This is a genomic window from Streptomyces fuscichromogenes, from assembly GCF_014645815.1.
Taxonomy (GTDB): Bacteria; Actinomycetota; Actinomycetes; order Streptomycetales; family Streptomycetaceae; genus Streptomyces; species Streptomyces fuscichromogenes.
Map to the genome: position 1 here is coordinate 400,567 of NZ_BMML01000001.1, position 22,673 is coordinate 423,239.

General features: G+C 70.6%; 18 protein-coding genes. 16 read left to right on the forward strand and 2 right to left on the reverse strand.

Annotated elements, in window-relative coordinates; translation table 11 throughout:
• Positions 1-34: 34 nt before the first annotated feature.
• Positions 35-583: a beta-class carbonic anhydrase gene (locus tag IEZ11_RS01795; protein WP_189260722.1), complete on the reverse strand. Its 549-nt coding sequence runs from the start codon at positions 581-583 to the stop codon at positions 35-37.
• 358 nt (positions 584-941) lie between these two features.
• Between IEZ11_RS01795 and rsmH the strand changes: the two genes are divergently transcribed.
• The 16 genes from rsmH to IEZ11_RS01875 all read left to right on the forward strand — a co-directional run bounded on the left by rsmH (position 942) and on the right by IEZ11_RS01875 (position 19,011).
• The gene (rsmH, locus tag IEZ11_RS01800) at positions 942-1,946 is read left to right on the forward strand and encodes a 16S rRNA (cytosine(1402)-N(4))-methyltransferase RsmH (RefSeq protein ID WP_189260723.1); all 1,005 of its coding nucleotides are present in this window, start codon (positions 942-944) and stop codon (positions 1,944-1,946) included.
• A gap of 33 nt (positions 1,947-1,979) precedes the next feature.
• The gene (ftsL, locus tag IEZ11_RS01805) at positions 1,980-2,558 is read left to right on the forward strand and encodes a cell division protein FtsL (protein ID WP_189260724.1); all 579 of its coding nucleotides are present in this window, start codon (positions 1,980-1,982) and stop codon (positions 2,556-2,558) included.
• On the forward strand, positions 2,555-4,555 hold the full coding sequence (locus tag IEZ11_RS01810) for a peptidoglycan D,D-transpeptidase FtsI family protein (protein ID WP_189260725.1): 2,001 nt from the start codon (positions 2,555-2,557) through the stop codon (positions 4,553-4,555). The genes ftsL and IEZ11_RS01810 overlap by 4 nt, the downstream gene beginning before the upstream one ends.
• Before the next feature lie 66 nt (positions 4,556-4,621).
• The gene (locus IEZ11_RS01815; protein ID WP_189260726.1) at positions 4,622-6,295 is read left to right on the forward strand and encodes a UDP-N-acetylmuramoyl-L-alanyl-D-glutamate--2,6-diaminopimelate ligase; all 1,674 of its coding nucleotides are present in this window, start codon (positions 4,622-4,624) and stop codon (positions 6,293-6,295) included.
• A gap of 28 nt (positions 6,296-6,323) precedes the next feature.
• Positions 6,324-7,751: a UDP-N-acetylmuramoyl-tripeptide--D-alanyl-D-alanine ligase gene (locus tag IEZ11_RS01820; protein ID WP_189260727.1), complete on the forward strand. Its 1,428-nt coding sequence runs from the start codon at positions 6,324-6,326 to the stop codon at positions 7,749-7,751.
• Complete coding sequence (mraY, locus tag IEZ11_RS01825) at positions 7,751-8,821, forward strand: phospho-N-acetylmuramoyl-pentapeptide-transferase (protein WP_189261098.1); 1,071 nt, start codon at positions 7,751-7,753, stop codon at positions 8,819-8,821. Before IEZ11_RS01820 ends, mraY begins: the two co-directional genes overlap by 1 nt.
• Complete coding sequence (murD, locus tag IEZ11_RS01830; RefSeq protein WP_189260728.1) at positions 8,803-10,221, forward strand: UDP-N-acetylmuramoyl-L-alanine--D-glutamate ligase; 1,419 nt, start codon at positions 8,803-8,805, stop codon at positions 10,219-10,221. Before mraY ends, murD begins: the two co-directional genes overlap by 19 nt.
• A gap of 66 nt (positions 10,222-10,287) precedes the next feature.
• Positions 10,288-11,643 carry a putative lipid II flippase FtsW gene (gene ftsW / locus IEZ11_RS01835; protein ID WP_189260729.1) on the forward strand — a complete coding sequence of 452 codons (1,356 nt, stop codon included), beginning with the start codon at positions 10,288-10,290 and terminating at the stop codon, positions 11,641-11,643.
• 6 nt (positions 11,644-11,649) lie between these two features.
• On the forward strand, positions 11,650-12,738 hold the full coding sequence (murG, locus tag IEZ11_RS01840) for an undecaprenyldiphospho-muramoylpentapeptide beta-N-acetylglucosaminyltransferase (protein WP_189260730.1): 1,089 nt from the start codon (positions 11,650-11,652) through the stop codon (positions 12,736-12,738).
• A 29-nt stretch (positions 12,739-12,767) separates the two neighbouring features.
• Positions 12,768-13,562, forward strand: a complete 795-nt coding sequence (locus IEZ11_RS01845; RefSeq protein ID WP_189261099.1) for a cell division protein FtsQ/DivIB — start codon at positions 12,768-12,770, stop codon at positions 13,560-13,562.
• Between the two features lie 277 nt (positions 13,563-13,839).
• Positions 13,840-15,036, forward strand: coding sequence for a cell division protein FtsZ (ftsZ, locus tag IEZ11_RS01850; RefSeq protein ID WP_189260731.1), 1,197 nt, complete (start codon positions 13,840-13,842; stop codon positions 15,034-15,036).
• 10 nt (positions 15,037-15,046) lie between these two features.
• A complete protein-coding gene (gene pgeF / locus IEZ11_RS01855) occupies positions 15,047-15,775 on the forward strand; it encodes a peptidoglycan editing factor PgeF (RefSeq protein ID WP_189260732.1) in 729 nt (242 codons plus the stop codon).
• A gap of 6 nt (positions 15,776-15,781) precedes the next feature.
• Positions 15,782-16,501 carry a YggS family pyridoxal phosphate-dependent enzyme gene (locus tag IEZ11_RS01860; RefSeq protein WP_189260733.1) on the forward strand — a complete coding sequence of 240 codons (720 nt, stop codon included), beginning with the start codon at positions 15,782-15,784 and terminating at the stop codon, positions 16,499-16,501.
• Between the two features lie 126 nt (positions 16,502-16,627).
• Complete coding sequence (locus IEZ11_RS01865) at positions 16,628-17,269, forward strand: cell division protein SepF (protein WP_189260734.1); 642 nt, start codon at positions 16,628-16,630, stop codon at positions 17,267-17,269.
• 51 nt (positions 17,270-17,320) lie between these two features.
• The gene (locus tag IEZ11_RS01870; RefSeq protein WP_189260735.1) at positions 17,321-17,605 is read left to right on the forward strand and encodes a YggT family protein; all 285 of its coding nucleotides are present in this window, start codon (positions 17,321-17,323) and stop codon (positions 17,603-17,605) included.
• 59 nt (positions 17,606-17,664) lie between these two features.
• Positions 17,665-19,011, forward strand: a complete 1,347-nt coding sequence (locus IEZ11_RS01875) for a DivIVA domain-containing protein (protein ID WP_189260736.1) — start codon at positions 17,665-17,667, stop codon at positions 19,009-19,011.
• A gap of 211 nt (positions 19,012-19,222) precedes the next feature.
• Here IEZ11_RS01875 and ileS read toward each other — a convergent pair whose 3' ends face one another.
• The gene (gene ileS, locus IEZ11_RS01880; protein ID WP_189260737.1) at positions 19,223-22,360 is read right to left on the reverse strand and encodes an isoleucine--tRNA ligase; all 3,138 of its coding nucleotides are present in this window, start codon (positions 22,358-22,360) and stop codon (positions 19,223-19,225) included.
• Between the last annotated feature and the right edge of the window lie 313 nt (positions 22,361-22,673).

Genomic DNA, 22,673 nt, shown 5'->3' on the forward strand with positions numbered 1-22,673 from the left:
GGGACCGGGGCGGGCAGCCGGGCGGCGGGGCCGATCAGGTCGGGTCGACCTCGCGCAGGAGGCCGGTGCGGACGTCGAAGACGAAGCCGCGTACGTCGTCGGTGTGCACCAGGAACGGCGAGGTGCGCACCCGCTGCATGGACTGCCGGACGTCCTGGTCGACGTCCCGGAAGGACTCCACCGCCCAGGCCGGGCGCTGGCCCACCTCCATCTCCAGCTCGGTGCGGAAGTCCTCGGTGAGGGCCTCCAGACCGCAGCCGGTGTGGTGGATGAGCACGATGCTGCGGGTGCCGAGCTTGCGCTGGCTGATGGTGAGCGAGCGGATCACGTCGTCGGTGACCACGCCGCCCGCGTTGCGGATGGTGTGGCAGTCGCCGAGCTGCAGACCGAGCGCCTTGTGCAGGTCGAGGCGGGCGTCCATGCAGGCCACCACGGCCACGTGCAGCACGGGCCGGGCGTCCATGCCGGGGTCGGTGAAGGCGCCCGCGTAGGTGCGGTTGGCGTCGACCAGGCGATCCGTCACGGTGCCGTCCGTGGTTATGGCGCCTTCGGATCCAGTGGGAGCTGCTGCGGAAGTCGTCATAGTCACGACGGTACTGGTCACGGGGGGTCACGGCCTGCTGTGAGAGGGGACAAAGAACGTCATCGTGGCTTGTTGTGAGCTAACCCACAGGGAGGGCAAACCAGGGCCGCACGGGTGATTCCCGGTGAATCCCGCCCCCGCCGGGACGCCGTACGCGCCGCGCAGGCCGGTTGATTGACCGCGCGACACGGTGGACTAAAGTGACGCGAAGCGGGAGGCGAGGCTCTCCCCGCTGGTGAAATCCCCTGGAGACCCCGGCACGGCGTCCGGGCCGTCTCCCCACGTGCGCGGCGCGCGTACCGAGCGGGCGGGGACCCGGCGGTGCGTCCCCCGTGCCGGACCTGAGAGGCCCCCGAAAATGAAAGGGCGCGAAGCGCTTCCGAATAAGGGTGGTGGCGGGCGACGGGAGGGCCAGAGTCGACACGTCCCGGTGATGCTCCAGCGGTGCCTGGACCTGCTGGCACCCGCCCTGGAGCGGCCCGGCAGCGTGGTCGTCGACTGCACCCTCGGCCTCGGCGGTCACAGCGAGGCGCTGCTGACCCGCTTCCCCGAGGCCCGGCTGGTCGCCCTGGACCGCGACAAGGAGGCCCTGCGGCTGTCCGGCGAACGCCTCGCCCCCTTCGGCGAGCGCGCCACCCTGGTGCACGCCGTCTACGACGAACTGCCCGACGTGCTCGAACGCCTCGGCATCGCGCGCGTGCAGGGCGTGCTGTTCGACCTCGGCGTCTCCTCCATGCAACTCGACGAGGCCGGCCGCGGCTTCGCCTACGCCCAGGACGCGCCCCTGGACATGCGCATGGACCAGACGACCGGCATCAGTGCCGCCGAGGTCCTCAACACCTACCCGGCCGGTGACCTCGTCCGCATCCTGTTCGCCTACGGCGAGGAGAAGCAGGCCAAGCGGATCGTGTCGGCGATCGTCCGGGAGCGCGAGAAGGAGCCGTTCAGCAACAGCGCCCGGCTCGTCGAGCTGATCCGTGACTCGCTGCCGCAGGCCGCCAAGCGCACCGGCGGCAACCCGGCCAAGCGCACCTTCCAGGCGCTGCGCATCGAGGTCAACGGCGAACTGGCCGTCCTGGAGAGGGCGGTCCCGGCCGCCGTGAAGACCCTCGCGGTCGGCGGCCGGATCGCCGTCCTGTCGTACCACTCGCTCGAAGACCGCCTGGTCAAGCAGGTGTTCGCGGCCGGCGCCGCCACCACCGCGCCGCCCGGACTGCCGGTCGTGCCCGAGCGGTACCAGCCCCGGCTCAAGCTGCTCACGCGCGGTGCCGAACTTCCCACCGAGGAAGAGGTCGCCGAGAACCGCCGGGCCGCACCGGCGCGTCTTCGGGGAGCCCAGCGCATCAGGGAGGAAGCCGAGTGAGCGAGCGGGGTTTCCGGACCCACCGGAGGACACGTGAGTAGGAAACCGGAACTGCGGGGGCGGGCGGCCCGGCTCGCCCGGCTCTTTCCGGCCGGCCGGGCCAACCAGGCCGCCCGCACCCCGTTCGTCCTGCTCGTCGTCCTGCTCCTCGGCGGCGGCCTGATCAGCCTGCTGGTGCTGAACTCGGCGCTCAGCGAGGGCTCGTTCAAACTCGACGACCTGCAGAAGCAGACCAAGAACCTCACCGACGAGGAACAGGCCCTGCAACGGGACATCGACGCCTACTCCGCCCCCGACGCCCTCCAGCGCCGGGCCCGCGAGCTCGGCATGGTCCCCGGCGGCGACCCGGCCTTCCTCGGCCCGGACGGCACCGTCAAGGGCATCCCCGGTCCCGCCGCCCTCCGGCAGACCACCGTGCCCCTCGCCCCCGAGGCCATCGGCACGCAGTCCGCCGCCGCGGTCCCGCCGGCCGGGTCCGCGCCGGTGACCCCGCCGGTGGCCGCACCGGCACCCACGCCGGTCACCACGCCGGCGCCGGGAGCCACCCCGACGACGAGCCCGGCGCCGGCGGCCACGCCGGTGACGACCCCGACCCCGACCCCCGGCAGGTGACGGAAGTGCCCGACACTTCTGGAGAGAGGCGACCGCCGCGCCGCCGCGTGCCCGGCCCCGCCAAGCCGCCCCGCCCCCGGGACCCCCGGGGCAGCGTCCGGCGGCAGCCCGGCCCCGGCGCCCGTCCGGTCCGCCGGCCGGGGGCCCCGCGCCCCGCGGCCGGGGCCGCGCCCGCGCTGCGGCTCGGCAGTCCCCGGCCCCGGCTGCGCATGGTCGGCCTCGCCCTGACCCTGGTGCTGACCGTCTTCGTCGTACGCCTGCTCCAGGTCCAGGCCGTCGACGCCGGCGCGTACGCGGCGAAGGCCGAGCAGAACCGGTATGTCGTGCACACCCTGGCCGCCGAGCGCGGCGGGATCACCGACCGCAACGGCGTGGCGCTGGCGATCAGCGAGGACGCGTACGACATCACCGCCGACCCCACGATGTTCACCAGCAAGCAGCTCAAGATCGGCGACGGACCCGAGCAGGCCGCCGCGCTGCTCGCCCCGATCCTCGGCAAGAGCCAGGCGGACCTTCTGAAACTGCTGCGGCCCGAGAACAAGGAGCTGCGCTACGTCCGGCTCGCCACCCGGCAGACCCCCCAGGTCTGGAAGCAGATCAAGGACCTGAAGGCCGCGCTCACCGCCAAGGCCGGGACCGACGGCAGGACCGTCAACGTGCTGGCCGGCGTCTTCGCCGACCCCAGCAGCCAGCGCGTGTACCCGAACGGCGACCTGGCCGCCGGGATACTGGGCTGGGTCAACGCCGACGGCAAGGGCGGCGGCGGTATCGAGTCGCAGCTCGACAAGGAGCTGACCGGCAAGGACGGCAAGATCCGCTACGCCCAGTCGGGCGGTCGCGAGGTGCCCACCGCGGGCTCCACCGAGACCCCGGCGGTGGCCGGCTCCGACGTCGAGCTCACCATCGACCGCGACATCCAGTGGGCCGCGCAGAACGCCATCACCGAGCAGGTCAAGAAGTCCAAGGCGGACCGCGGCTACGTGGTCGTCCAGGACACCAGGACCGGCCAGATCCTGGCGATGGCCAACTCGCCCGGCTTCGACCCGAACGACCTGTCGACGGCCGACGCCGCCGACCTGGGCAACGCGGCCCTCCAGGACGCCTACGAGCCCGGCTCCACCGCCAAGGTGATGTCGATGGCGGCCGTCCTGGAGGAGCACGCCGCCACCCCGCTCACCCATGTGGAGGTGCCCAACCGGCTGCACCGCGGCGACCGGCTCTTCAAGGACGACGCCGACCACGCCACCTGGTACCTCACGCTCAACGGCGTGCTCGCCAAGTCCAGCAACATCGGCACCATCCTCGCCACCGGCCAGCTCGGCAAGACCCAGGCACAGGCGAACCAGGTCCTCTACTCGTACCTGCGCAAGTTCGGCATCGGCAGCTACTCCGGGCTCGGCTTCCCCGGCGAGACCAAGGGCATCCTGGCCGCTCCGGACAAGTGGTCGACATCGCAGCAGTACACGATCCCTTTCGGCCAGGGCTTCTCCATCAACGCCATGCAGGCGGCCTCCGTCTACTCGACGATCGCCAACGGCGGGGTCCGCGTCGAACCCACCCTGGTGCGGGGCACCAAGGGCGCCGACGGTCGCTTCACCCCGGCAGCGCAGCCCAAGAAGAGCCGTGTGGTCAGTGAGAAGACGGCCAAGACCCTCGCGGAGATGCTGGAGTCCGTCGTGGACGACCAGCAGGGCACCGGTACCAAGGCGGCCATCCCCGGCTACAACGTGGCCGGCAAGACCGGCACCGCCAACCGCGTGGATCCGGCCACCGGCAGGTACAGCGGCTACACCTCGTCGTTCGCCGGCTTCGCGCCCGCGGACAAGCCCCGCATCACCGTCTACTGCGCCATCCAGAACTCCACGCAGGGCAGCTACTTCGGCGGCCAGATCTGCGGCCCGATCTACAAGCAGGTGATGGAGTTCGCCCTCAAGACCCTCCAGATCCCGCCGACCGGCGCCAAGGCGGCGGACCTGCCCGTCGACTACAAGCCCTGACAGCAGCCCTGACACCAGCCCTGATCGGCGCCGCAGCGCATCGCACAGACCACCAGGAACGAGCTCGTGACAACGATCACCCCCGATCCCGGGAACCACGGGGCCCGGCAGCCCTCACTTCGCTCCGGAGCGGGTGCGCCCGGTACGCTCACCGCCGTGCCACACGCTGATCAGTCCCAAACCACCCAGAAGGGCGTTTCCGTGACATATCCCGGGCCGCCCAGGCCGGTTCGGATCTCCGCCACACCCCTCGCGGAACTCGCCGGCCAACTGGGTGCCGCCGTACCGGACACCACACAGAACACACCGGACACAGTGGAGGTCACGGGCATCACCCATGACTCGCGCGCCGTCCGCCCCGGTGACCTGTACGCCGCCCTGCCGGGGGCCCGGCTGCACGGCGCCGACTTCGCCGTCCAGGCCGCCGGCCTCGGCGCGGTCGCCGTCCTGACCGACCCGGCGGGCGCCGGACGCGCCGCCGGGACCGGCTTGCCGGTCCTGGTCGTCGACGATCCGCGCGCGCGGATGGGCGAACTCGCGGCCACCATCTACGGCCGCCCCGGCGGCGACCTGCTCCAGATCGGCATCACCGGCACATCCGGGAAGACCACCACCGCGTACCTGGTCGAGGGCGGTCTGCGGACCACCCGCAACACCGGTCTCATCGGCACGGTCGAGACGCGCATCGGCGACGAGCGCATCAAGTCCGAGCGCACCACCCCCGAGGCCACCGACCTCCAGGCCCTGTTCGCGGTGATGCGCGAGCGCGGCGTCGAGGCGGTCGCCATGGAGGTCTCCAGCCATGCCCTGGTCCTCGGCCGGGTCGACGGCTGCGTCTTCGACATCGCGGTCTTCACCAACCTCAGCCCGGAACACATGGAGTTCCACTCCGACATGGAGGACTACTACCGGGCCAAGGCACAGCTGTTCACCCCGGAACGCAGCAGACGCGGCGTGGTCAACGTCGACGACGAGTACGGCCGCCGGCTCGCCCGGGAGGCCGGTGTCCCGGTCGTCACCTACTCCGCCGAGGACCACCCGGACGCCGACTGGCGGGCCACCGACGTCCACATCGGCCCGATGGACTCGACGTTCACCGCCGTCGGGCCCGAAGGCGTCCGGATCGCCGCCAAGTCGCCGCTGCCGGGCCCCTTCAACGTGGCGAACACCCTCGCCGCGATCGTCGCCCTCGCCGCCGCCGGCCTCGACCCGCAGGCCGCCGCCGACGGCATCGCCGCCGTGCCGGGCGTCCCGGGCCGTCTGGAGCGCGTGGACGCCGGGCAGCCCTACCTCGCGGTCGTCGACTACGCCCACAAGACGGACGCCGTCGAGTCGGTCCTCAGGGCCCTGCGCAAGGTCACCAAGGGCCGGCTGCACATCGTCCTCGGCTGTGGCGGCGACCGCGACCGCACCAAGCGCGCCCCGATGGGGGCCGCCGCCGCCCGGCTCGCCGACATCGCCGTGCTGACCTCCGACAACCCCCGCTCCGAAGACCCCCTCGCCATCCTCGCCACCATGCTCGAAGGCGCCGCCTCGGTGCCCGCCCACGAGCGCGGCGAGGTGCTCCTCTTCGAGGACCGGGCCGCGGCGATCGAAGCCGCCGTGGCCCGCGCGCACCCCGGTGACACCGTGCTGGTCGCCGGCAAGGGCCACGAGCAGGGCCAGGACATCGCCGGCGTGATCCGTCCCTTCGACGACCGTCAGGTCCTCCGCGAAGCCATCCAGAAAACCCAGGGATGAAAATCCAGAAGACCCAGGGGATGAACTTGTGATCGCCCTCTCTCTCGCCGAGATCGCAGCAGTCGTCGGCGGGCAGACGCACGACATACCGGATCCGTCCGTCCAGGTCACCGGCGAGGTCGTCCGGGACTCCCGCGAGGCGGGGCCGGGCAGTCTCTTCGCCGCCTTCGTGGGCGAGCGCGTGGACGGCCACGACTTCGCCGCCCAGGTCGTCGGACAGGGCGCGGTCGCCGTACTGGCGTCGCGCCCCGTCGGCGTGCCCGCGATCGTCGTGGACGACGTCCAGACCGCCCTCGGTGCCCTCGCCCGCCATGTCGTACGACAACTCGGCGCGACCCTCGTGGCGCTGACCGGCTCGGCCGGCAAGACCAGTACCAAGGACCTCATCGCCCAGGTGCTGCGCACCAAGGCGCCGACCGTGTTCACACCGGGCTCGCTCAACAACGAGATCGGGCTGCCGCTGACCGCCCTGTCCGCCACCGAGGAGACGAAGTTCCTGGTGCTGGAGATGGGCGCCCGCGGCATCGGCCACATCCGCTACCTGACCGATCTGACGCCCCCGAAGGTCGGCCTGGTCCTCAACGTCGGCACCGCCCACATCGGCGAGTTCGGCGGCCGGGAGCAGATCGCCCAGGCGAAGGGCGAGTTGGTGGAGGCCCTGCCGGCGGCCGAGGACGGCGGCGCCGCGATCCTCAACGCGGACGACCCGTTGGTCCGGGCCATGGCCTCCCGTACCAAGGCGAAGGTGATTCTTTTCGGAGAGTCGGCCGAAGCGGACGTACGGGCCGAGAACGTACGACTCACGGACACGGGACAGCCCGCGTTCAGCCTTCACACACCCTCCGGTGCAAGCGATGTGACCATGCGCCTGTACGGTGAGCACCACGTGTCGAACGCGCTCGCCGCGGCCGCCGTCGCCCATGAGCTGGGCATGTCCGCGGAAGAGATCGCCCTCGCGCTCTCCGAGGCGGGCTCCCTCTCCCGCTGGCGTATGGAGGTCACCGAGCGCCCGGACGGCGTGACCATCGTCAACGACGCCTACAACGCCAACCCCGAGTCCATGCGAGCCGCGCTGCGCGCGCTCGCGGCCATGGGCACAGCCGCACAGGCAAGGGGGGGACGCACGTGGGCGGTGCTCGGCAAGATGGCCGAGCTCGGGGACGAGGCGCTCGCCGAGCACGACGCGGTCGGACGGCTCGCCGTCCGGCTCAATGTCGGCAAGCTCGTCGCCGTCGGGGGAGTGGAAGCCTCCTGGCTGCAACTGGGCGCATATAACGAGGGTTCGTGGGGTGAGGAGTCGGTGCACGTGTCCGACGCACAGGCGGCGGTCGACCTGTTGCGCAGCGAGTTGCGCCCGGGGGACGTCGTACTCGTGAAGGCGTCACGCTCGGTGGGCCTGGAGAGCGTTGCCCAGGCGCTCCTGGAGTCCGGTGCAGAGGGTGTTGATGCCCGATGATGAAGCAGATCCTCTTCTCGGGTGTCATCGGTCTCTTCCTGACCCTGGTCGGCACCCCGCTGCTGATCAAGCTCCTCGCCCGCAAGGGCTACGGCCAGTACATCCGTGACGACGGCCCGCGCGAGCACGCCAGCAAGCGCGGTACGCCGACGATGGGCGGTATCGCCTTCATCCTGTCGACGGTCGCCGCCTACTTCCTGTCCAAGGTGATCACCGGCTACACCCCGACCTACTCGGGCCTGCTGGTGCTCGGCCTGATGTGCGGCATGGGCCTGGTCGGCTTCCTGGACGACTACATCAAGATCGTCAAGCGGCGTTCGCTGGGTCTGCGGGCCAAGGCGAAGATGGCCGGCCAGCTGATCGTCGGCATCTCCTTCGCGGTGCTGTCGCTGATGTTCGCCGACGCCCGCGGCAACACCCCGGCCTCCACCAAGCTGTCCTTCATCACGGACTTCGGCTGGACCATCGGCCCGGTGCTGTTCGTGATCTGGGCGCTGTTCATGATCCTCGCGATGTCGAACGGCGTGAACCTGACGGACGGTCTGGACGGCCTCGCCACCGGCGCCTCCGTGCTGGTCTTCGGCGCCTACACGTTCATCGGCGTCTGGCAGTTCCAGGAGTCCTGCGCCAACGCGACGACCCTGACCAACCCGGCCGCCTGCTACGAGGTGCGCGACCCGCTGGACCTCGCGGTCATCGCCTCCGCGCTGATGGGTTCCTGCCTGGGCTTCCTGTGGTGGAACACCTCGCCGGCCAAGATCTTCATGGGCGACACCGGTTCGCTCGCGCTCGGCGGTGTCCTCACGGGCCTGGCGATCCTCTCCCGCACCGAGCTCCTCGTCGCCATCATGGGCGGTCTGTTCGTCCTCATCACCATGTCGGTCGTCATCCAGGTCGGCTCCTTCCGGCTCACCGGCAGGCGCGTCTTCCGAATGGCACCGCTCCAGCACCACTTCGAACTCAAGGGCTGGTCCGAAGTCCTTGTGGTGGTCCGCTTCTGGATCATCCAGGGCATCTGTGTCATCGTCGGACTGGGCCTCTTCTACGCAGGATGGGCAGCGGACAAGTGACCGACTGGCAGGGCAAGCACGTCACCGTCGCCGGGCTCGGCGTCTCCGGTGTCCCGGCGGCCGAGGTGCTGCACGCGCGGGGCGCGATCGTCACGGTCGTCAACGACGGCGACGACGCACGCGCGCGTGAGCAGGCCGCCGGACTGGAGGCGCTGGGCGTCACGGTACGGCTCGGTGACGGCGCCACCCTGCCCGAGGGCACCGAACTGATCGTCACCGCGCCCGGCTGGAAGCCGGACAAGCCGCTGTTCCAGGCGGCCCGCGCGGCCGGCATCGAGATCTGGGGCGACGTCGAGCTGGCCTGGCGGCTGCGGGGCCCCGAATCGGCCCCCTGGCTGGCCGTCACCGGCACCAACGGCAAGACCACCACCGTCCAGATGCTGACGTCCATCCTGAAGGCCGCGGGCCTGCGCACGGCCGCCGTCGGCAACATCGGTGTCTCGCTGCTCGACGCGGTCCTCGGGGACGAGGAGTACGACGTCCTGGCCGTGGAGCTGTCGAGCTATCAGCTGCACTGGGCGCCCTCCCTGCGGGCCCACTCGGCCGCCGTGCTGAACCTCGCCCCCGACCACCTCGACTGGCACGGCTCCATGGAGGCGTACGCCAAGGACAAGGGCCGCATCTACGAGGGCAACCGGGTCGCCTGCGTCTACAACGTCGCCGACAAGCTCACCGAGGAGCTGGTGCGCGAGGCCGACGTCGAGGAGGGCTGCCGGGCCGTCGGCTTCACCCTCGGCACCCCGGGTCCCTCCCAACTCGGCGTCGTGGACGGCATCCTCGTCGACCGGGCCTTCGTCGAGAACCGGCACAAGAACGCCCAGGAGCTGGCCGAGGTCTCCGACGTCCACCCGCCGGCCCCGCACAACATCGCCAACGCCCTGGCCGCCGCGGCCCTCGCGCGTGCCTTCGGGGTGCCGCCCACGGCCGTACGGGACGGGCTGCGGAACTTCCGCCCGGACGCTCACCGCATCGCGCACGTGGCCGACGTGGACGGGGTCGCGTACATCGACGACTCCAAGGCCACCAACACGCACGCGGCGGAAGCCTCGTTGGCCTCGTACGAGTCGATCGTGTGGATCGCGGGCGGTCTGGCGAAGGGCGCGACCTTCGACGAACTGGTGGCCAAGTCGGCGGAGCGCCTGCGCGGTGTGGTGCTCATCGGCGCCGATCGCGCCCTCATCCGGGAGGCCCTCGCGCGACACGCGCCGGAAGTCCCGGTCGTCGACCTCGACCGGACCGACACTGGGGCGATGCTCGCGGCGGTCCAGGAGGCGCGGCGACTGGCGGTCGAGGGTGACACGGTGCTCCTCGCCCCCGCCTGTGCCTCCATGGACATGTTCGCCAACTACAACAAGCGCGGGGACGCGTTCGCCCAGGCTGTTCGCGGACTCGGCGCCTGACCCGGCCGCCTGCCGGGCGACCTTGGGAGGGACGCGTGCGACGGTCGACGTTGAACGGAGGCGTTGATGCCCGGTAGCCGCACCGGCCGGCCGCCCGTACAGCGAGCGGCCCGCCGGCCCGCCGCGCCCCGCGCGGCGCGCGAGAACCCGGTGCGGCGGCTCCGGCTGCGCGCCCAGCGGGCCTGGGACCGGCCGCTGACCGCGTACTACCTGATCCTCGGCGGCAGCCTGCTCATCATCGTGCTGGGCCTGGTGATGGTCTACTCGGCCTCCCAGATCACCGCGCTGCAGATGTCGCTGCCGGGCTCGTTCTTCTTCCGCAAACAGTTCCTGGCCGCCTCCATCGGCGGCGTACTGCTGCTCGTCGCGTCCCGCATGCCGGTGAAACTGCACCGGGCGCTCGCCTACCCGATCCTCGCCGGAGCCGTCTTCATGATGGTGCTCGTACAGGTGCCGGGGATAGGGATGTCCGTCAACGGCAACCAGAACTGGATCTCCCTCGGCGGCTCCTTCCAGATCCAGCCCAGCGAGTTCGGCAAGCTCGCCCTGGTGCTGTGGAGCGCCGACCTGCTCGCCCGCAAGCAGGAGAAACGGCTGCTGACCCAGTGGAAGCACATGCTGGTGCCGCTCGTTCCGGTGAGCTTCCTGCTGCTCGGGCTGATCATGCTCGGCGGCGACATGGGCACGGCGATCATCCTGACCGCGATCCTCTTCGGCCTGCTCTGGCTCGCGGGGGCGCCGACTCGGCTGTTCGCCGGGGTGCTGTCGATCGCGGGCGTGCTCGGGGTGATCCTCATCAAGACCAGCCCCAACCGGATGGCCCGGCTCGCCTGCATCGGCGCCACCGAGCCGAAGACCGGCGTCGCCGACTGCTGGCAGGCGGTGCACGGCATCTACGCCCTGGCCAGCGGCGGGCTCTTCGGCTCCGGACTCGGTGCGAGTGTGGAGAAATGGGGCCAACTGCCCGAAGCCCACACCGACTTCATCTTCGCCGTCACCGGTGAGGAACTGGGCCTGGCGGGGACGCTGTCGGTACTGGCCCTCTTCGCGGCCCTAGGCTATGCGGGTATCCGCGTGGCCGGACGCACGGAGGACCCCTTCGTGAGGTACGCCGCGGGAGGCGTGACCACCTGGATCACCGCCCAGGCGGTGATCAACATCGGTGCGGTGCTCGGCCTGCTGCCGATCGCCGGCGTCCCCCTCCCGCTGTTCTCCTACGGAGGCTCCGCCCTGCTGCCGACCATGTTCGCCATCGGTCTGCTGATCGCCTTCGCGCGCGACGAGCCCGGCGCGCGGGCGGCGCTTGCGCTGCGGCAACCTCGCTTTGGTAGAAAGCGGGGAACCCGGAGCCCTCAGGGGCCCCGGAGATGGAACACGATGCGACGGCGTGCCTCGGCGGCGCGCTCGTCCGGAGAGCGGTGAATTTCGGTGCATGTCGTACTCGCTGGTGGGGGGACCGCCGGCCACATCGAGCCCGCGCTCGCCCTCGCGGACGCCCTGCGCAGGCAGGACCCCACCGTGGGGATCACGGCCCTGGGCACGGAACGCGGTCTGGAGACCAGGCTGGTCCCGGAACGCGGCTATGAGCTCGCGCTGATCCCGGCGGTGCCGCTGCCCCGCAAGCCCACCCCCGAGCTGATCACCGTTCCGGGCCGGCTGCGCGGCACCATCAAGGCCGCCGAGCAGATCCTGGAGCGCACCAAGGCGGACTGCGTGGTCGGCTTCGGCGGCTATGTCGCCCTGCCCGGCTATCTCGCGGCCAAGCGCCTCGGGGTGCCGATCGTGATCCACGAGGCCAACGCCCGCCCCGGCCTGGCCAACAAGATCGGCTCCCGGTACGCGGCCGCCGTCGCCGTCTCCACCCCGGACAGCAAGCTGCGCGACGCCCGTTACATCGGCATCCCGCTGCGCCGCTCCATCTCCCTCCTGGACCGCGCCGCGGCCCGCCCCGAGGCCCGGCACCGCTTCGGCCTGGACCCCAACCTGCCCACGCTGCTGGTCTCCGGCGGCTCCCAGGGCGCCCGCCGGCTCAACGAGGTCGTCCAGCAGGTCGCGCCCTGGATGCAGCAGGCCGGAATCCAGATCCTGCACGCGGTCGGCCCGAAGAACGAACTGCCGCAGGTGCACCAGATGCCGGGGATGCCGCCCTACATCCCGGTAAGTTACCTGGACCGGATGGACCTCGCGTACGCCGCGGCCGACATGATGCTCTGCCGCGCGGGCGCGATGACCGTCGCCGAGCTCTCCGCCGTCGGGCTCCCGGCCGCCTACGTCCCGCTGCCCATCGGCAACGGCGAACAGCGGCTGAACGCCCAGCCGGTGGTCAAGGCCGGCGGCGGCCTGCTGGTCGACGACGCGGAACTCACCCCGGAGTGGGTGCAGCAGAACGTCCTGCCCGTGCTCGCCGACCCGCACCGGCTGTACGAGATGTCCCGCGCGGCAAGCGAGTTCGGCCGCCGGGATGCCGACGACCTGCTCGTCGGCATGGTGTACGAGGCGATCGCCTCACGTCGGTAGGACCGTATGACGAAAGGCAAGTGAGCAGCGTGGCCGGACCGACCACCGCCGAACGCGGTGAACGCCAGCAGGAGTCGTCCGGCCCGCCGCTCGTCCGTCGGCTGCGCAACCGCCGCTTTCGCCGGACCGTCCTGCTGACCCTGTCCGTGGTCCTCCTCGGCTCCGGCTCCGGCTGGCTGCTGTACGGCTCCCCGTGGCTGCGCGTACGCCATGTCTCCGTGTCCGGTACGGCCGTTCTGACGCCCGAGCAGGTCCTGGAGGCCGCCGACGTCCCGGTCGGGGCGCCGATGGTCTCCGTCGACACCGACGGGATCGAGGCCCGGCTGCGCCGGAAACTGCCCCGGATCGACGTGGTGGACGTCGTCCGGTCCTGGCCCCGCGGAATCGGGCTGAAAGTAACCGAGCGCACTCCGGTGCTGCTTATCGAAAAGGGCGGAAACTTCACCGAAGTGGACAAGGAAGGTGTCCGGTTCGCCACGGTTCCGCAGGCGCCGAAAGGCGTTCCGGCGCTGGAATTGAGCCTTTCCCGGTCGGGCTCGGCCACCGCGAGCCTGCGCCGCTTCGGCACCGACCGGCTGGTGCGGGAAGCGGTCGATGTCGCACGTGCCATTCCGGCCGCCGTCCGCCGGGACACCCGGACCCTCAAGGTCCGTTCCTACGACGACATCTCGCTGGAGCTGGGCGGCGGCCGCGTCGTCGAGTGGGGCAGCTCGGAGAACGGCGCGGCCAAGGCGCGTACGCTCACCGCGCTCATGAAAGCCGCCTCCGGAGCCCGGCACTTCGACGTGAGCGTCCCCACCGCCCCTGCGTCATCGGTGAGTTGACGCACATCTGCGCAGGCCAGCACCCTGGTTGGGCACTGCTATGCCTGATCACATAGGGTGAAAAGAAAAACGGGAGGTTCGGCGTGTTCGTTGAACGCGCGCCACTTGTCGACTTAGTGTCCTGTTCAGAAGACTCCAGGGAACAGACACACTGGTAACCCTAAACTTCAACGTTAGGGTTCGGGTCGGCGCTACGGACCGTCCCAATCGGCATCTGCCGTCCCGCGCGGGCACCGCGCGAGGACGGCGACGTAATTCGAGGCGAGAGGCCTTCGACGTGGCAGCACCGCAGAACTACCTCGCAGTCATCAAGGTCATCGGTGTCGGCGGCGGTGGTGTCAATGCCATCAACCGGATGATCGAGGTCGGTCTCAAGGGCGTCGAGTTCATCGCCATCAACACCGACGCACAGGCGCTGTTGATGAGCGACGCCGACGTCAAGCTCGACGTCGGTCGTGAACTCACCCGTGGACTCGGCGCCGGCGCCAACCCGGCCGTCGGCCGCAAGGCCGCCGAGGACCACCGTGAGGAGATCGAGGAGGTCCTCAAGGGGGCCGACATGGTCTTCGTGACGGCCGGCGAGGGCGGCGGCACCGGCACCGGCGGCGCGCCCGTCGTGGCCAACATCGCGCGCTCGCTGGGCGCCCTCACCATCGGCGTGGTCACCCGCCCCTTCACCTTCGAGGGCCGGCGCCGCGCCAACCAGGCCGAGGACGGCATCGCCGAACTCCGCGAAGAGGTCGACACCCTCATCGTCATCCCGAACGACCGGCTGCTGTCCATCTCGGACCGCCAGGTCTCGGTGCTCGACGCGTTCAAGTCGGCCGACCAGGTCCTGCTCTCGGGTGTCCAGGGCATCACCGACCTCATCACCACCCCGGGCCTGATCAACCTCGACTTCGCGGACGTCAAGTCGGTCATGTCCGAGGCCGGTTCGGCCCTCATGGGCATCGGCTCGGCCCGCGGCGACGACCGCGCGGTGGCCGCCGCCGAGATGGCGATCTCCTCGCCGCTCCTGGAGGCCTCCATCGACGGCGCCCGGGGCGTGCTGCTCTCCATCTCCGGCGGCTCCGACCTCGGCCTGTTCGAGATCAACGAGGCCGCCCAGCTGGTCAGCGAGGCCGCCCACCCCGAGGCCAACATCATCTTCGGCGCGGTCATCGACGACGCGCTCGGCGACGAGGTCCGCGTCACGGTCATCGCGGCCGGCTTCGACGGCGGCCAGCCCCCGGCCCGCCGGGACAACGTCCTCGGCTCGTCCTCGACCGCCGCCCGCCGCGAGGAGCCCGCTCCGGCCCGGCGGGAGCCCGAGCGCCCCTCCTTCGGCTCGCTCGGCAGCGTGACGCCGAAGGAGGAGCCGGAGCCGATGCCGGAGCCGGTGGCCGACCTCCCGGTCGCCCCGCCGGTCCCGCCGTCCCGTTCCTACACGGACAGCGCGGCCGAGGAACTGGACGTACCGGACTTCCTCAAGTGATCCTTACGACGTGACAGGACAGCGCGAGACCGTGAGCGGCGCGCACTTCGTCTTCACCGACAGGTGGGGCGGGGTGAGCGCCGCTCCGTACGAGGAGCTCAACCTGGGCGGGGCGGTCGGCGACGACCCCGGCACGGTACGGACCAACCGGGAGATCGCCGCCAAGTCGCTCGGCCTGGACCCCGGCCGGGTGGTCTGGATGAACCAGGTGCACGGCAACGAGGTCGCCGTCGTGGACGAGCCCTGGGGAGAGCGGCCGGTGCCGCAGGTCGACGCCGTGGTCACCGGGCGCCGGGGGCTCGCCCTCGCCGTCCTGACCGCGGACTGCACGCCGGTCCTGCTCGCCGACCCGGTCGCCGGGATCGTGGCCGCCGCCCACGCGGGCCGGCCCGGCATGATCGCCGGGGTCGTTCCGGCCGCCGTGCGCGCCATGACGGAACTCGGCGCCGACCCCGCCCGGATCGTCGCCCGCACCGGACCTGCCGTCTGCGGCCGGTGCTACGAGGTGCCGGAGGCGATGCGCGCCGAGGTGGCCGCCGTCGAACCGGCGGCGCACGCCGAGACCAGCTGGGGCACTCCGGCGGTCGACGTCAGCGCCGGAGTGCACGCACAGCTCGCGCGCGCCGGGGTGCACGACCGGGTGCAGTCGCCGGTGTGCACGCTGGAGTCGGGTGATCACTTCTCGTACCGCCGGGACCGCACCACCGGACGGCTCGCCGGCTATGTGTGGTTGGACTGATCGGGCATGACGGACCGTAAGTACGAACTCACCGCAAACCTCGCGAAAGTCGAGGAGCGCATCGCCGCCGCCTGTGCGGCGGCCGGGCGCAAGCGGGAGGAGGTGACCCTGATCGTGGTCACCAAGACCTATCCGGCGAGCGACGTGCGGATCCTGTCGGGGCTCGGGGTGCGGCATGTCGCCGAGAACCGGGACCAGGACGCGGCGCCGAAGGCCGCCGAATGTGCGGATCTGCCCCTCAACTGGCACTTTGTTGGTCAACTGCAGACCAACAAGGTGCGATCCGTGGTGGGTTATGCGGATGTCGTGCAGTCGGTCGACCGTTCCAGGCTCGTGGACGCGCTGTCCAGGGAGGCGGTGCGGGCCGGGCGCGAGGTCGGCTGTCTCCTCCAGGTCGCGCTCGACGCGGGTGCGAGCGGAAGAGGGGAGCGCGGCGGCGTGGCGCCGGGCGGAATCGAAGAGTTGGCCGCCCTTGTCGCCGGGGCGCCCGGACTCCGGCTCGACGGCCTCATGACCGTCGCTCCGCTGACCGGGGAGTACGCGGGGCGTCAACGTATGGCGTTCGAGCGGTTGATGGATTTGTCGACTGACCTGCGCCGGACTCATCCGGCTGCGAACATGGTCTCCGCAGGGATGAGTGCGGACCTTGAGGAAGCCGTGGCCGCCGGGGCGACACATGTACGCGTCGGCACTGCGGTACTCGGAGTCCGCCCCAGGCTCGGGTAACGTCGCCAGGAAGTCGGACCACAGCAGAAAATATGGTCAATGCCGCCCAGGGTGGGCACAACGACCGTGTGGATCGCGAGACTTGGCAGTCGTCACCGATCCACCACAGAGCGGAGGACTCAGAGCATGGCCGGCGCGATGCGCAAGATGGCGGTCTACCTCGGCCTCGTGGAGGACGATGGGTACGACGGCCGCGGATTCGACCCCGATGACGACTTCGAGCCCGAACTGGACCCGGAGCCCGAGCGTGATCATCGACGGCACGAGCCGCCACACCAGTCCCATGGTGCACACCAGTCCCAAAGGGACGATTCGGTACGAGTAGTACAACCGTCGCCCCCGCGCGAGCCGATGTCGCATTCCGCTTCGCTCCCCGCGGAATCGGGACGCCCCGCGCGCATCGCCCCCGTGGCGTCCATCACACAAGAACGCGCGAGCCTGGAGAAGAACGCACCGGTGATCATGCCCAAGGTCGTGTCGGAACGAGAGCCTTACCGGATCACCACGCTCCACCCCCGGACCTACAACGAGGCCCGTACCATCGGGGAACACTTCCGTGAGGGCACCCCGGTGATCATGAATCTGACTGAGATGGATGACACAGACGCGAAGCGACTTGTCGACTTTGCGGCTGGTTTGGTGTTTGGTCTTCACGGCAGCATCGAGCGGGTGACGCAGAAGGTGTTCCTGTTGTCGCCTGCTAACGTCGATGTCACGGCGGAGGACAAGGCCCGCATCGCAGAGGGCGGGTTCTTCAACCAGAGCTGAGACGCAAGACCGGAACAAGGCACGTAACAGGGGAGAGGGAAAGCACGGATCATGAGCGTGTTTCTGGATGTGATCTACATCGCGCTGATGTGCTTCCTCATCGTGCTGATCTTCCGGTTGGTCATGGACTACGTGTTCCAGTTCGCCCGCTCATGGCAACCCGGCAAGGCGATGGTGGTCGTACTTGAGGCCACTTACACTGTCACCGATCCACCGCTCAAGCTTCTGCGGCGGGTCATCCCGCCGCTGCGTCTCGGGGGCGTGGCGCTCGACCTGTCCTTCTTCGTACTGATGATCATCGTCTACATCCTGATCGCGATCGTTGGTCGGCTGTGATGAGGAGCGATGTGACCTACCGTCTTGCCGAACGCCGACGACTACGTTGAGGTGAAGAGATGCCGTTGACCCCCGAGGACGTGCGGAACAAGCAGTTCACGACCGTCCGCCTCCGAGAAGGCTATGACGAGGACGAGGTCGATGCCTTCCTCGACGAGGTCGAAGCCGAACTGACGCGCCTGCTCCGCGAGAACGAGGACCTGCGCGCCAAACTGGCCGCGGCCACGCGCGCTGCTGCCCAGAACCAGCAGAACATGCGCAAGCCGCCGGAGCCGCAGGACCAGCAGCAGGGCGGCATGCCTCAGGGTGGAATGCCTCAGCAGGGTATGCCCCCGCAGGGCATGCCGCAGCAGGGGATGCCCCAGCAGGGAATGCCTCAGCAGGGGATGCCTCAGGGCGGTATGCCCCAGCAGGGCATGCGAGGCCCCGGCGCTCCGGTGCCCGCCGGCATATCGGGCCCGCCGCAGCAGCAGATGGGTGGCCCCATGGGCGGTCCCCCGCAGCTGCCGAGCGGCGCCCCGCAGCTGCCGGCCGGTCCCAGTGGCCAGGGCGGTCCGCAGGGTCCCGGTCCGATGGGTCAGGGCCCGATGGGCCAGGGTCCGATGGGCCAGGGCATGGGCCAGGGTCCCGGTCCGATGGGCCAGGGCATGGGTCAGGGTCCCGGTCCGATGGGCCAGGGGATGGGTCAGGGTCCCGGTCCGATGGGCCAGGGCATGGGCCCGATGGGCGGCCAGCCCCCCATGCAGCAGATGGGTGGTCCGATGGGCGGCCCCATGGGCGGTCCGATGGGCGGCCCCGGTCAGGGCCCCGGTGGCGACAGCGCCGCGCGTGTCCTCTCGCTGGCCCAGCAGACCGCCGACCAGGCGATCGCCGAGGCCCGCTCCGAGGCCAACAAGATCGTCGGCGAGGCCCGCAGCCGCGCCGAGGGTCTGGAGCGTGACGCCCGTGCCAAGGCCGACGCGCTGGAGCGGGACGCGCAGGAGAAGCACCGCGTCGCCATGGGCTCCCTGGAGTCCGCGCGCGCCACGCTGGAGCGCAAGGTCGAGGACCTGCGCGGCTTCGAGCGCGAGTACCGCACGCGTCTGAAGTCGTACCTGGAGTCGCAGCTGCGTCAGCTGGAGACCCAGGCCGACGACTCCCTGGCGCCGCCGCGCACCCCGGCCACCGCCTCCCTCCCGCCGTCCCCGGCGCCCTCCATGGCCCCGGCCGGCGCGAGCGCCCCGTCCTACGGCGGCAACCCGCCCATGGGTGGTCCGTCCCCCGCTGCCCCGTCCTACGGCGGCCAGCAGCAGATGACGCCGGCGATGACCCAGCCGATGGCACCGGTACGCCCGCAGGGCCCGTCCCCGATGGGCCAGGCGCCGTCCCCGATGCGCGGCTTCCTGATCGACGAGGACGACAACTGACGGCCGCCGTGTAGTACGGCGTAGTCGTAGGCAGGCGTTCAAAGGGCGGGCCCCGGATTCCGATCCGGGGCCCGCCCTTTTGACGCGGGTCGCGTCCGCCCGCTTGTTCGGGGGCGCGGGGAACCGCGCACGGCGGCTGCTCCGACCTGCGCCTATGAGAAGGGCCCGGTCTCCACCCTGGAGACCGGGCCCTTCTCGAACAGGCCGGCGGCTACGCCTTGCGCAGGCGGAACGTCAGCGAGAGCCCTTCGTCGGTGAAGGGATCGCCGTAACCGCCATCCCCCTCGCCCTGGGAGAAGTCGGTCGCCAGCACCTCGTCGGCGATCAGCGCGGCGTGCTCCGCCAGCGCCGCGATCACCGCCGGGTCGGTCGACACCCACCTGAGCGCGATCCGGTCGGCCACGTCCAGCCCGCTGTTCTTGCGCGCCTCCTGGATCAGCCGGATCGCGTCCCGGGCCAGACCGGCCTGCCGCAGCTCCTCGGTGATCTCCAGGTCGAGCGCGACGGTCGCACCGGAGTCCGACGCCACCGACCAGCCCTCACGCGGCGTCTCCGTGATGATCACCTCGTCCGGAGCCAGCGTCACCCTCTCGCCCTCGACCTCCACCGACGCCGTGCCCTCGCGCAGCGCCAGCGACAGCGCGGCCGCGTCCGCCGCGGCGACCGCCCTGGCGACCTCCTGCACCCGCTTGCCGAACCGCTTGCCCAGCGCCCGGAAGTTGGCCTTGGCCGTGGTGTCCACCAGCGAGCCGCCCACGTCGGACAGCGAGGCCAGCGACGAGACGTTCAGCTCGTCGGTGATCTGCGCGTGCAACTCCTTGTCGAGCGCGTCGAAGCCGACCGCCGCGACCAGCGCCCGGGACAGCGGCTGCCGGGTCTTGACGCCCGACTCCGCGCGCGTGGCCCGGCCCAGCTCCACGAGCCGTCGTACCAGGACCATCTGCTTCGACAGCTCCGGGTCGATGGCGGTGAGGTCCGCCTCCGGCCAGGTCGTCAGGTGGACGGACTCGGGGGCGCCCGGGGTGACCGGCACGACCAGGTCCTGCCACACCCGCTCGGTGATGAACGGGGTCAGCGGGGCCATCAGCCTGGTGACGGTCTCCACGACCTCGTGCAGCGTGCGCAGCGCGGCCTTGTCGCCCTGCCAGAAGCGACGGCGCGAGCGGCGGACGTACCAGTTGGACAGGTCGTCGACGAACGCCGACAGCAGCTTGCCGGCGCGCTGGGTGTCGTACGCCTCCAGAGCCTGCGTCACCTGGTCGGTGAGCGCGTGCAGTTCGGAGAGCAGCCAGCGGTCCAGGACCGGCCGGTCGGCCGGGGCCGGGTCGGCCGCGGACGGCGCCCAGTTCGACGTACGGGCGTACAGCGCCTGGAAGGCGACCGTGTTCCAGTACGTCAGCAGCGTCTTGCGGACGACCTCCTGGATGGTGCCGTGGCCCACCCGGCGGGCCGCCCACGGTGAACCGCCGGCCGCCATGAACCAGCGCACCGCGTCCGCCCCGTGCCGGTCCATCAGCGGGATCGGCTCCAGGGTGTTGCCCAGGTGCTTGGACATCTTGCGGCCGTCCTCGGCGAGGATGTGGCCGAGGCAGACCACGTTCTCGTACGAGGAGCTGTCGAAGACCAGCGTGCCGACGGCCATGAGGGTGTAGAACCACCCGCGTGTCTGGTCGATCGCCTCACTGATGAACTGGGCCGGGTAGCGGCTCTCGAACAGATCCTTGTTCTTGTGCGGGTAGCCCCACTGCGCGAACGGCATCGAACCCGAGTCGTACCAGGCGTCGATGACCTCCGGCACGCGCGTGGCCGTCTTCGCGCACTGGGGGCACGCGAAGGTGACGGCGTCGATGAACGGGCGGTGCGGGTCGAGCTCCGACTGGTCGGTGCCGGTCAGCTCCGTCAGCTCCGCGCGGGAGCCGACGCAGGTGAGGTGGTCGTCCTCGCACCGCCAGATCGGCAGCGGGGTGCCCCAGTAGCGGTTGCGGGACAGCGCCCAGTCGATGTTGTTGTTCAGCCAGTCGCCGTACCGGCCGTGCTTGACCGTGTCGGGGAACCAGTTGGTGTTCTCGTTCTCCGCGAGCAGGCGGTCCTTGACGGCCGTCGTGCGGATGTACCAGGACGGCTGCGCGTAGTAGAGCAGCGCGGTGTGGCAGCGCCAGCAGTGCGGGTAGCTGTGTTCGTACGGAAGGTGCTTGAACAGGAGGCCGCGCTGCGCCAGGTCCTCGGTGAGCCGTTCGTCGGCCTTCTTGAAGAAGACGCCGCCGACCAGCGGGACGTCCTCCTCGAAGGTGCCGTCCGGGCGGACCGGGTTCACCACCGGCAGGCCGTAGGCGCGGCACACCTTGAGGTCGTCCTCGCCGAAGGCGGGGGACTGGTGGACCAGACCGGTGCCGTCCTCGGTCGTGACGTACTCGGCGTTGACGACGTAATGCGCCGGTTCCGGGAACTCCACGAGCTCGAACGGACGTTGATAGGTCCAGCGCTCCATTTCGGCGCCGGTGAAGGTCCGGCCCGTGGTCTCCCAGCCCTCGCCGAGCGCCTTGGCGAGCAGCGGCTCGGCGACGACGAGCTGCTCCTGGCCGTCGGTGGCGACGACGTAGGTGACCTCGGGGTGCGCGGCGACCGCCGTGTTGGACACCAGGGTCCAGGGGGTCGTCGTCCACACCAGGAGCGCGGCCTGGCCGGCGAGCGGACCGGAGGTGAGCGGGAAACGGACGTACACGGAGGGGTCGACGACCGTCTCGTAGCCCTGCGCCAGCTCGTGGTCGGACAGGCCGGTGCCGCAGCGCGGACACCAGGGCGCGACACGGTGGTCCTGGACCAGCAGATCCTTGTCGAAGATCGTCTTCAGCGACCACCAGACCGACTCGATGTACTCGGGGTCCATCGTGCGGTAGGCGTCGTCCAGGTCGGTCCAGTACCCCATGCGGGTCGTGAGCGCCTCGAAGGCGTCGGTGTGGCGGGTCACCGACTCCCGGCACTTGGCGTTGAACTCGGCGATGCCGTACTTCTCGATGTCCGGCTTGCCGCTGAAGCCCAGCTCCTTCTCGACCGCGAGCTCCACGGGCAGGCCGTGGCAGTCCCAGCCGGCCTTGCGGGCCACGTGGTAGCCGCGCATGGTGCGGAAGCGGGGGAAGACGTCCTTGAAGACGCGCGCCTCGATGTGGTGGGCGCCGGGCATGCCGTTGGCGGTGGGCGGGCCCTCGTAGAACACCCACTCGGGGCGGCCCTCGGACTGCTCCAGGGTCTTGGCGAAGATCTTCTGCTCGCGCCAGAAGTCGAGCACGGCGTGCTCAAGGGCGGGCAGGTCGACCTGTGCGGGCACCTGGCGGTACGTCGGCGCTGTCATCTGCGAGCTTCCTCCAACGGACTTGCTGCCTTCCGTCGGAGGGACGAGAGCTTTGCCTTCCGTACGCCGTGTGCGGCGCGCTCCCGCGGTACCACCCTCCTTGGCCCGCCGTGCGCCCTACGCGCCGGTGAGCCCCCTCATTGGGGTCGCGAAGCCGGTTCTACTGACCCCTGCGGGGCGTTCCTCCGGCGGCTCCGGGGTGATCTTCACGTCGCGCCGGCCCCCGGGCTTCCACCGTCCCCGGGTCGCTCTGGGCTGCGTACGCCGCTACTCGTCCCCATCCACGCTTCTCGCTCCGCCCAGTGTACGGCGC

What these genes read in the sequence shown, in the direction of transcription:
- IEZ11_RS01860 (WP_189260733.1), top strand. Translation starts at nt 15,782, where the DNA reads ATGACGGACCGTAAGTACGAACTCACCGCAAACCTCGCGAAAGTCGAG.
- IEZ11_RS01870 (WP_189260735.1), top strand. Translation starts at nt 17,321, where the DNA reads ATGAGCGTGTTTCTGGATGTGATCTACATCGCGCTGATGTGCTTCCTC.
- IEZ11_RS01875 (WP_189260736.1), top strand. Translation starts at nt 17,665, where the DNA reads ATGCCGTTGACCCCCGAGGACGTGCGGAACAAGCAGTTCACGACCGTC.
- IEZ11_RS01795 (WP_189260722.1), bottom strand. Translation starts at nt 583, where the DNA reads ATGACGACTTCCGCAGCAGCTCCCACTGGATCCGAAGGCGCCATAACC.
- mraY (WP_189261098.1), top strand. Translation starts at nt 7,751, where the DNA reads ATGAAGCAGATCCTCTTCTCGGGTGTCATCGGTCTCTTCCTGACCCTG.
- ileS (WP_189260737.1), bottom strand. Translation starts at nt 22,360, where the DNA reads ATGACAGCGCCGACGTACCGCCAGGTGCCCGCACAGGTCGACCTGCCC.
- ftsW (WP_189260729.1), top strand. Translation starts at nt 10,288, where the DNA reads ATGCCCGGTAGCCGCACCGGCCGGCCGCCCGTACAGCGAGCGGCCCGC.
- IEZ11_RS01865 (WP_189260734.1), top strand. Translation starts at nt 16,628, where the DNA reads ATGGCCGGCGCGATGCGCAAGATGGCGGTCTACCTCGGCCTCGTGGAG.
- murD (WP_189260728.1), top strand. Translation starts at nt 8,803, where the DNA reads ATGGGCAGCGGACAAGTGACCGACTGGCAGGGCAAGCACGTCACCGTC.
- rsmH (WP_189260723.1), top strand. Translation starts at nt 942, where the DNA reads ATGAAAGGGCGCGAAGCGCTTCCGAATAAGGGTGGTGGCGGGCGACGG.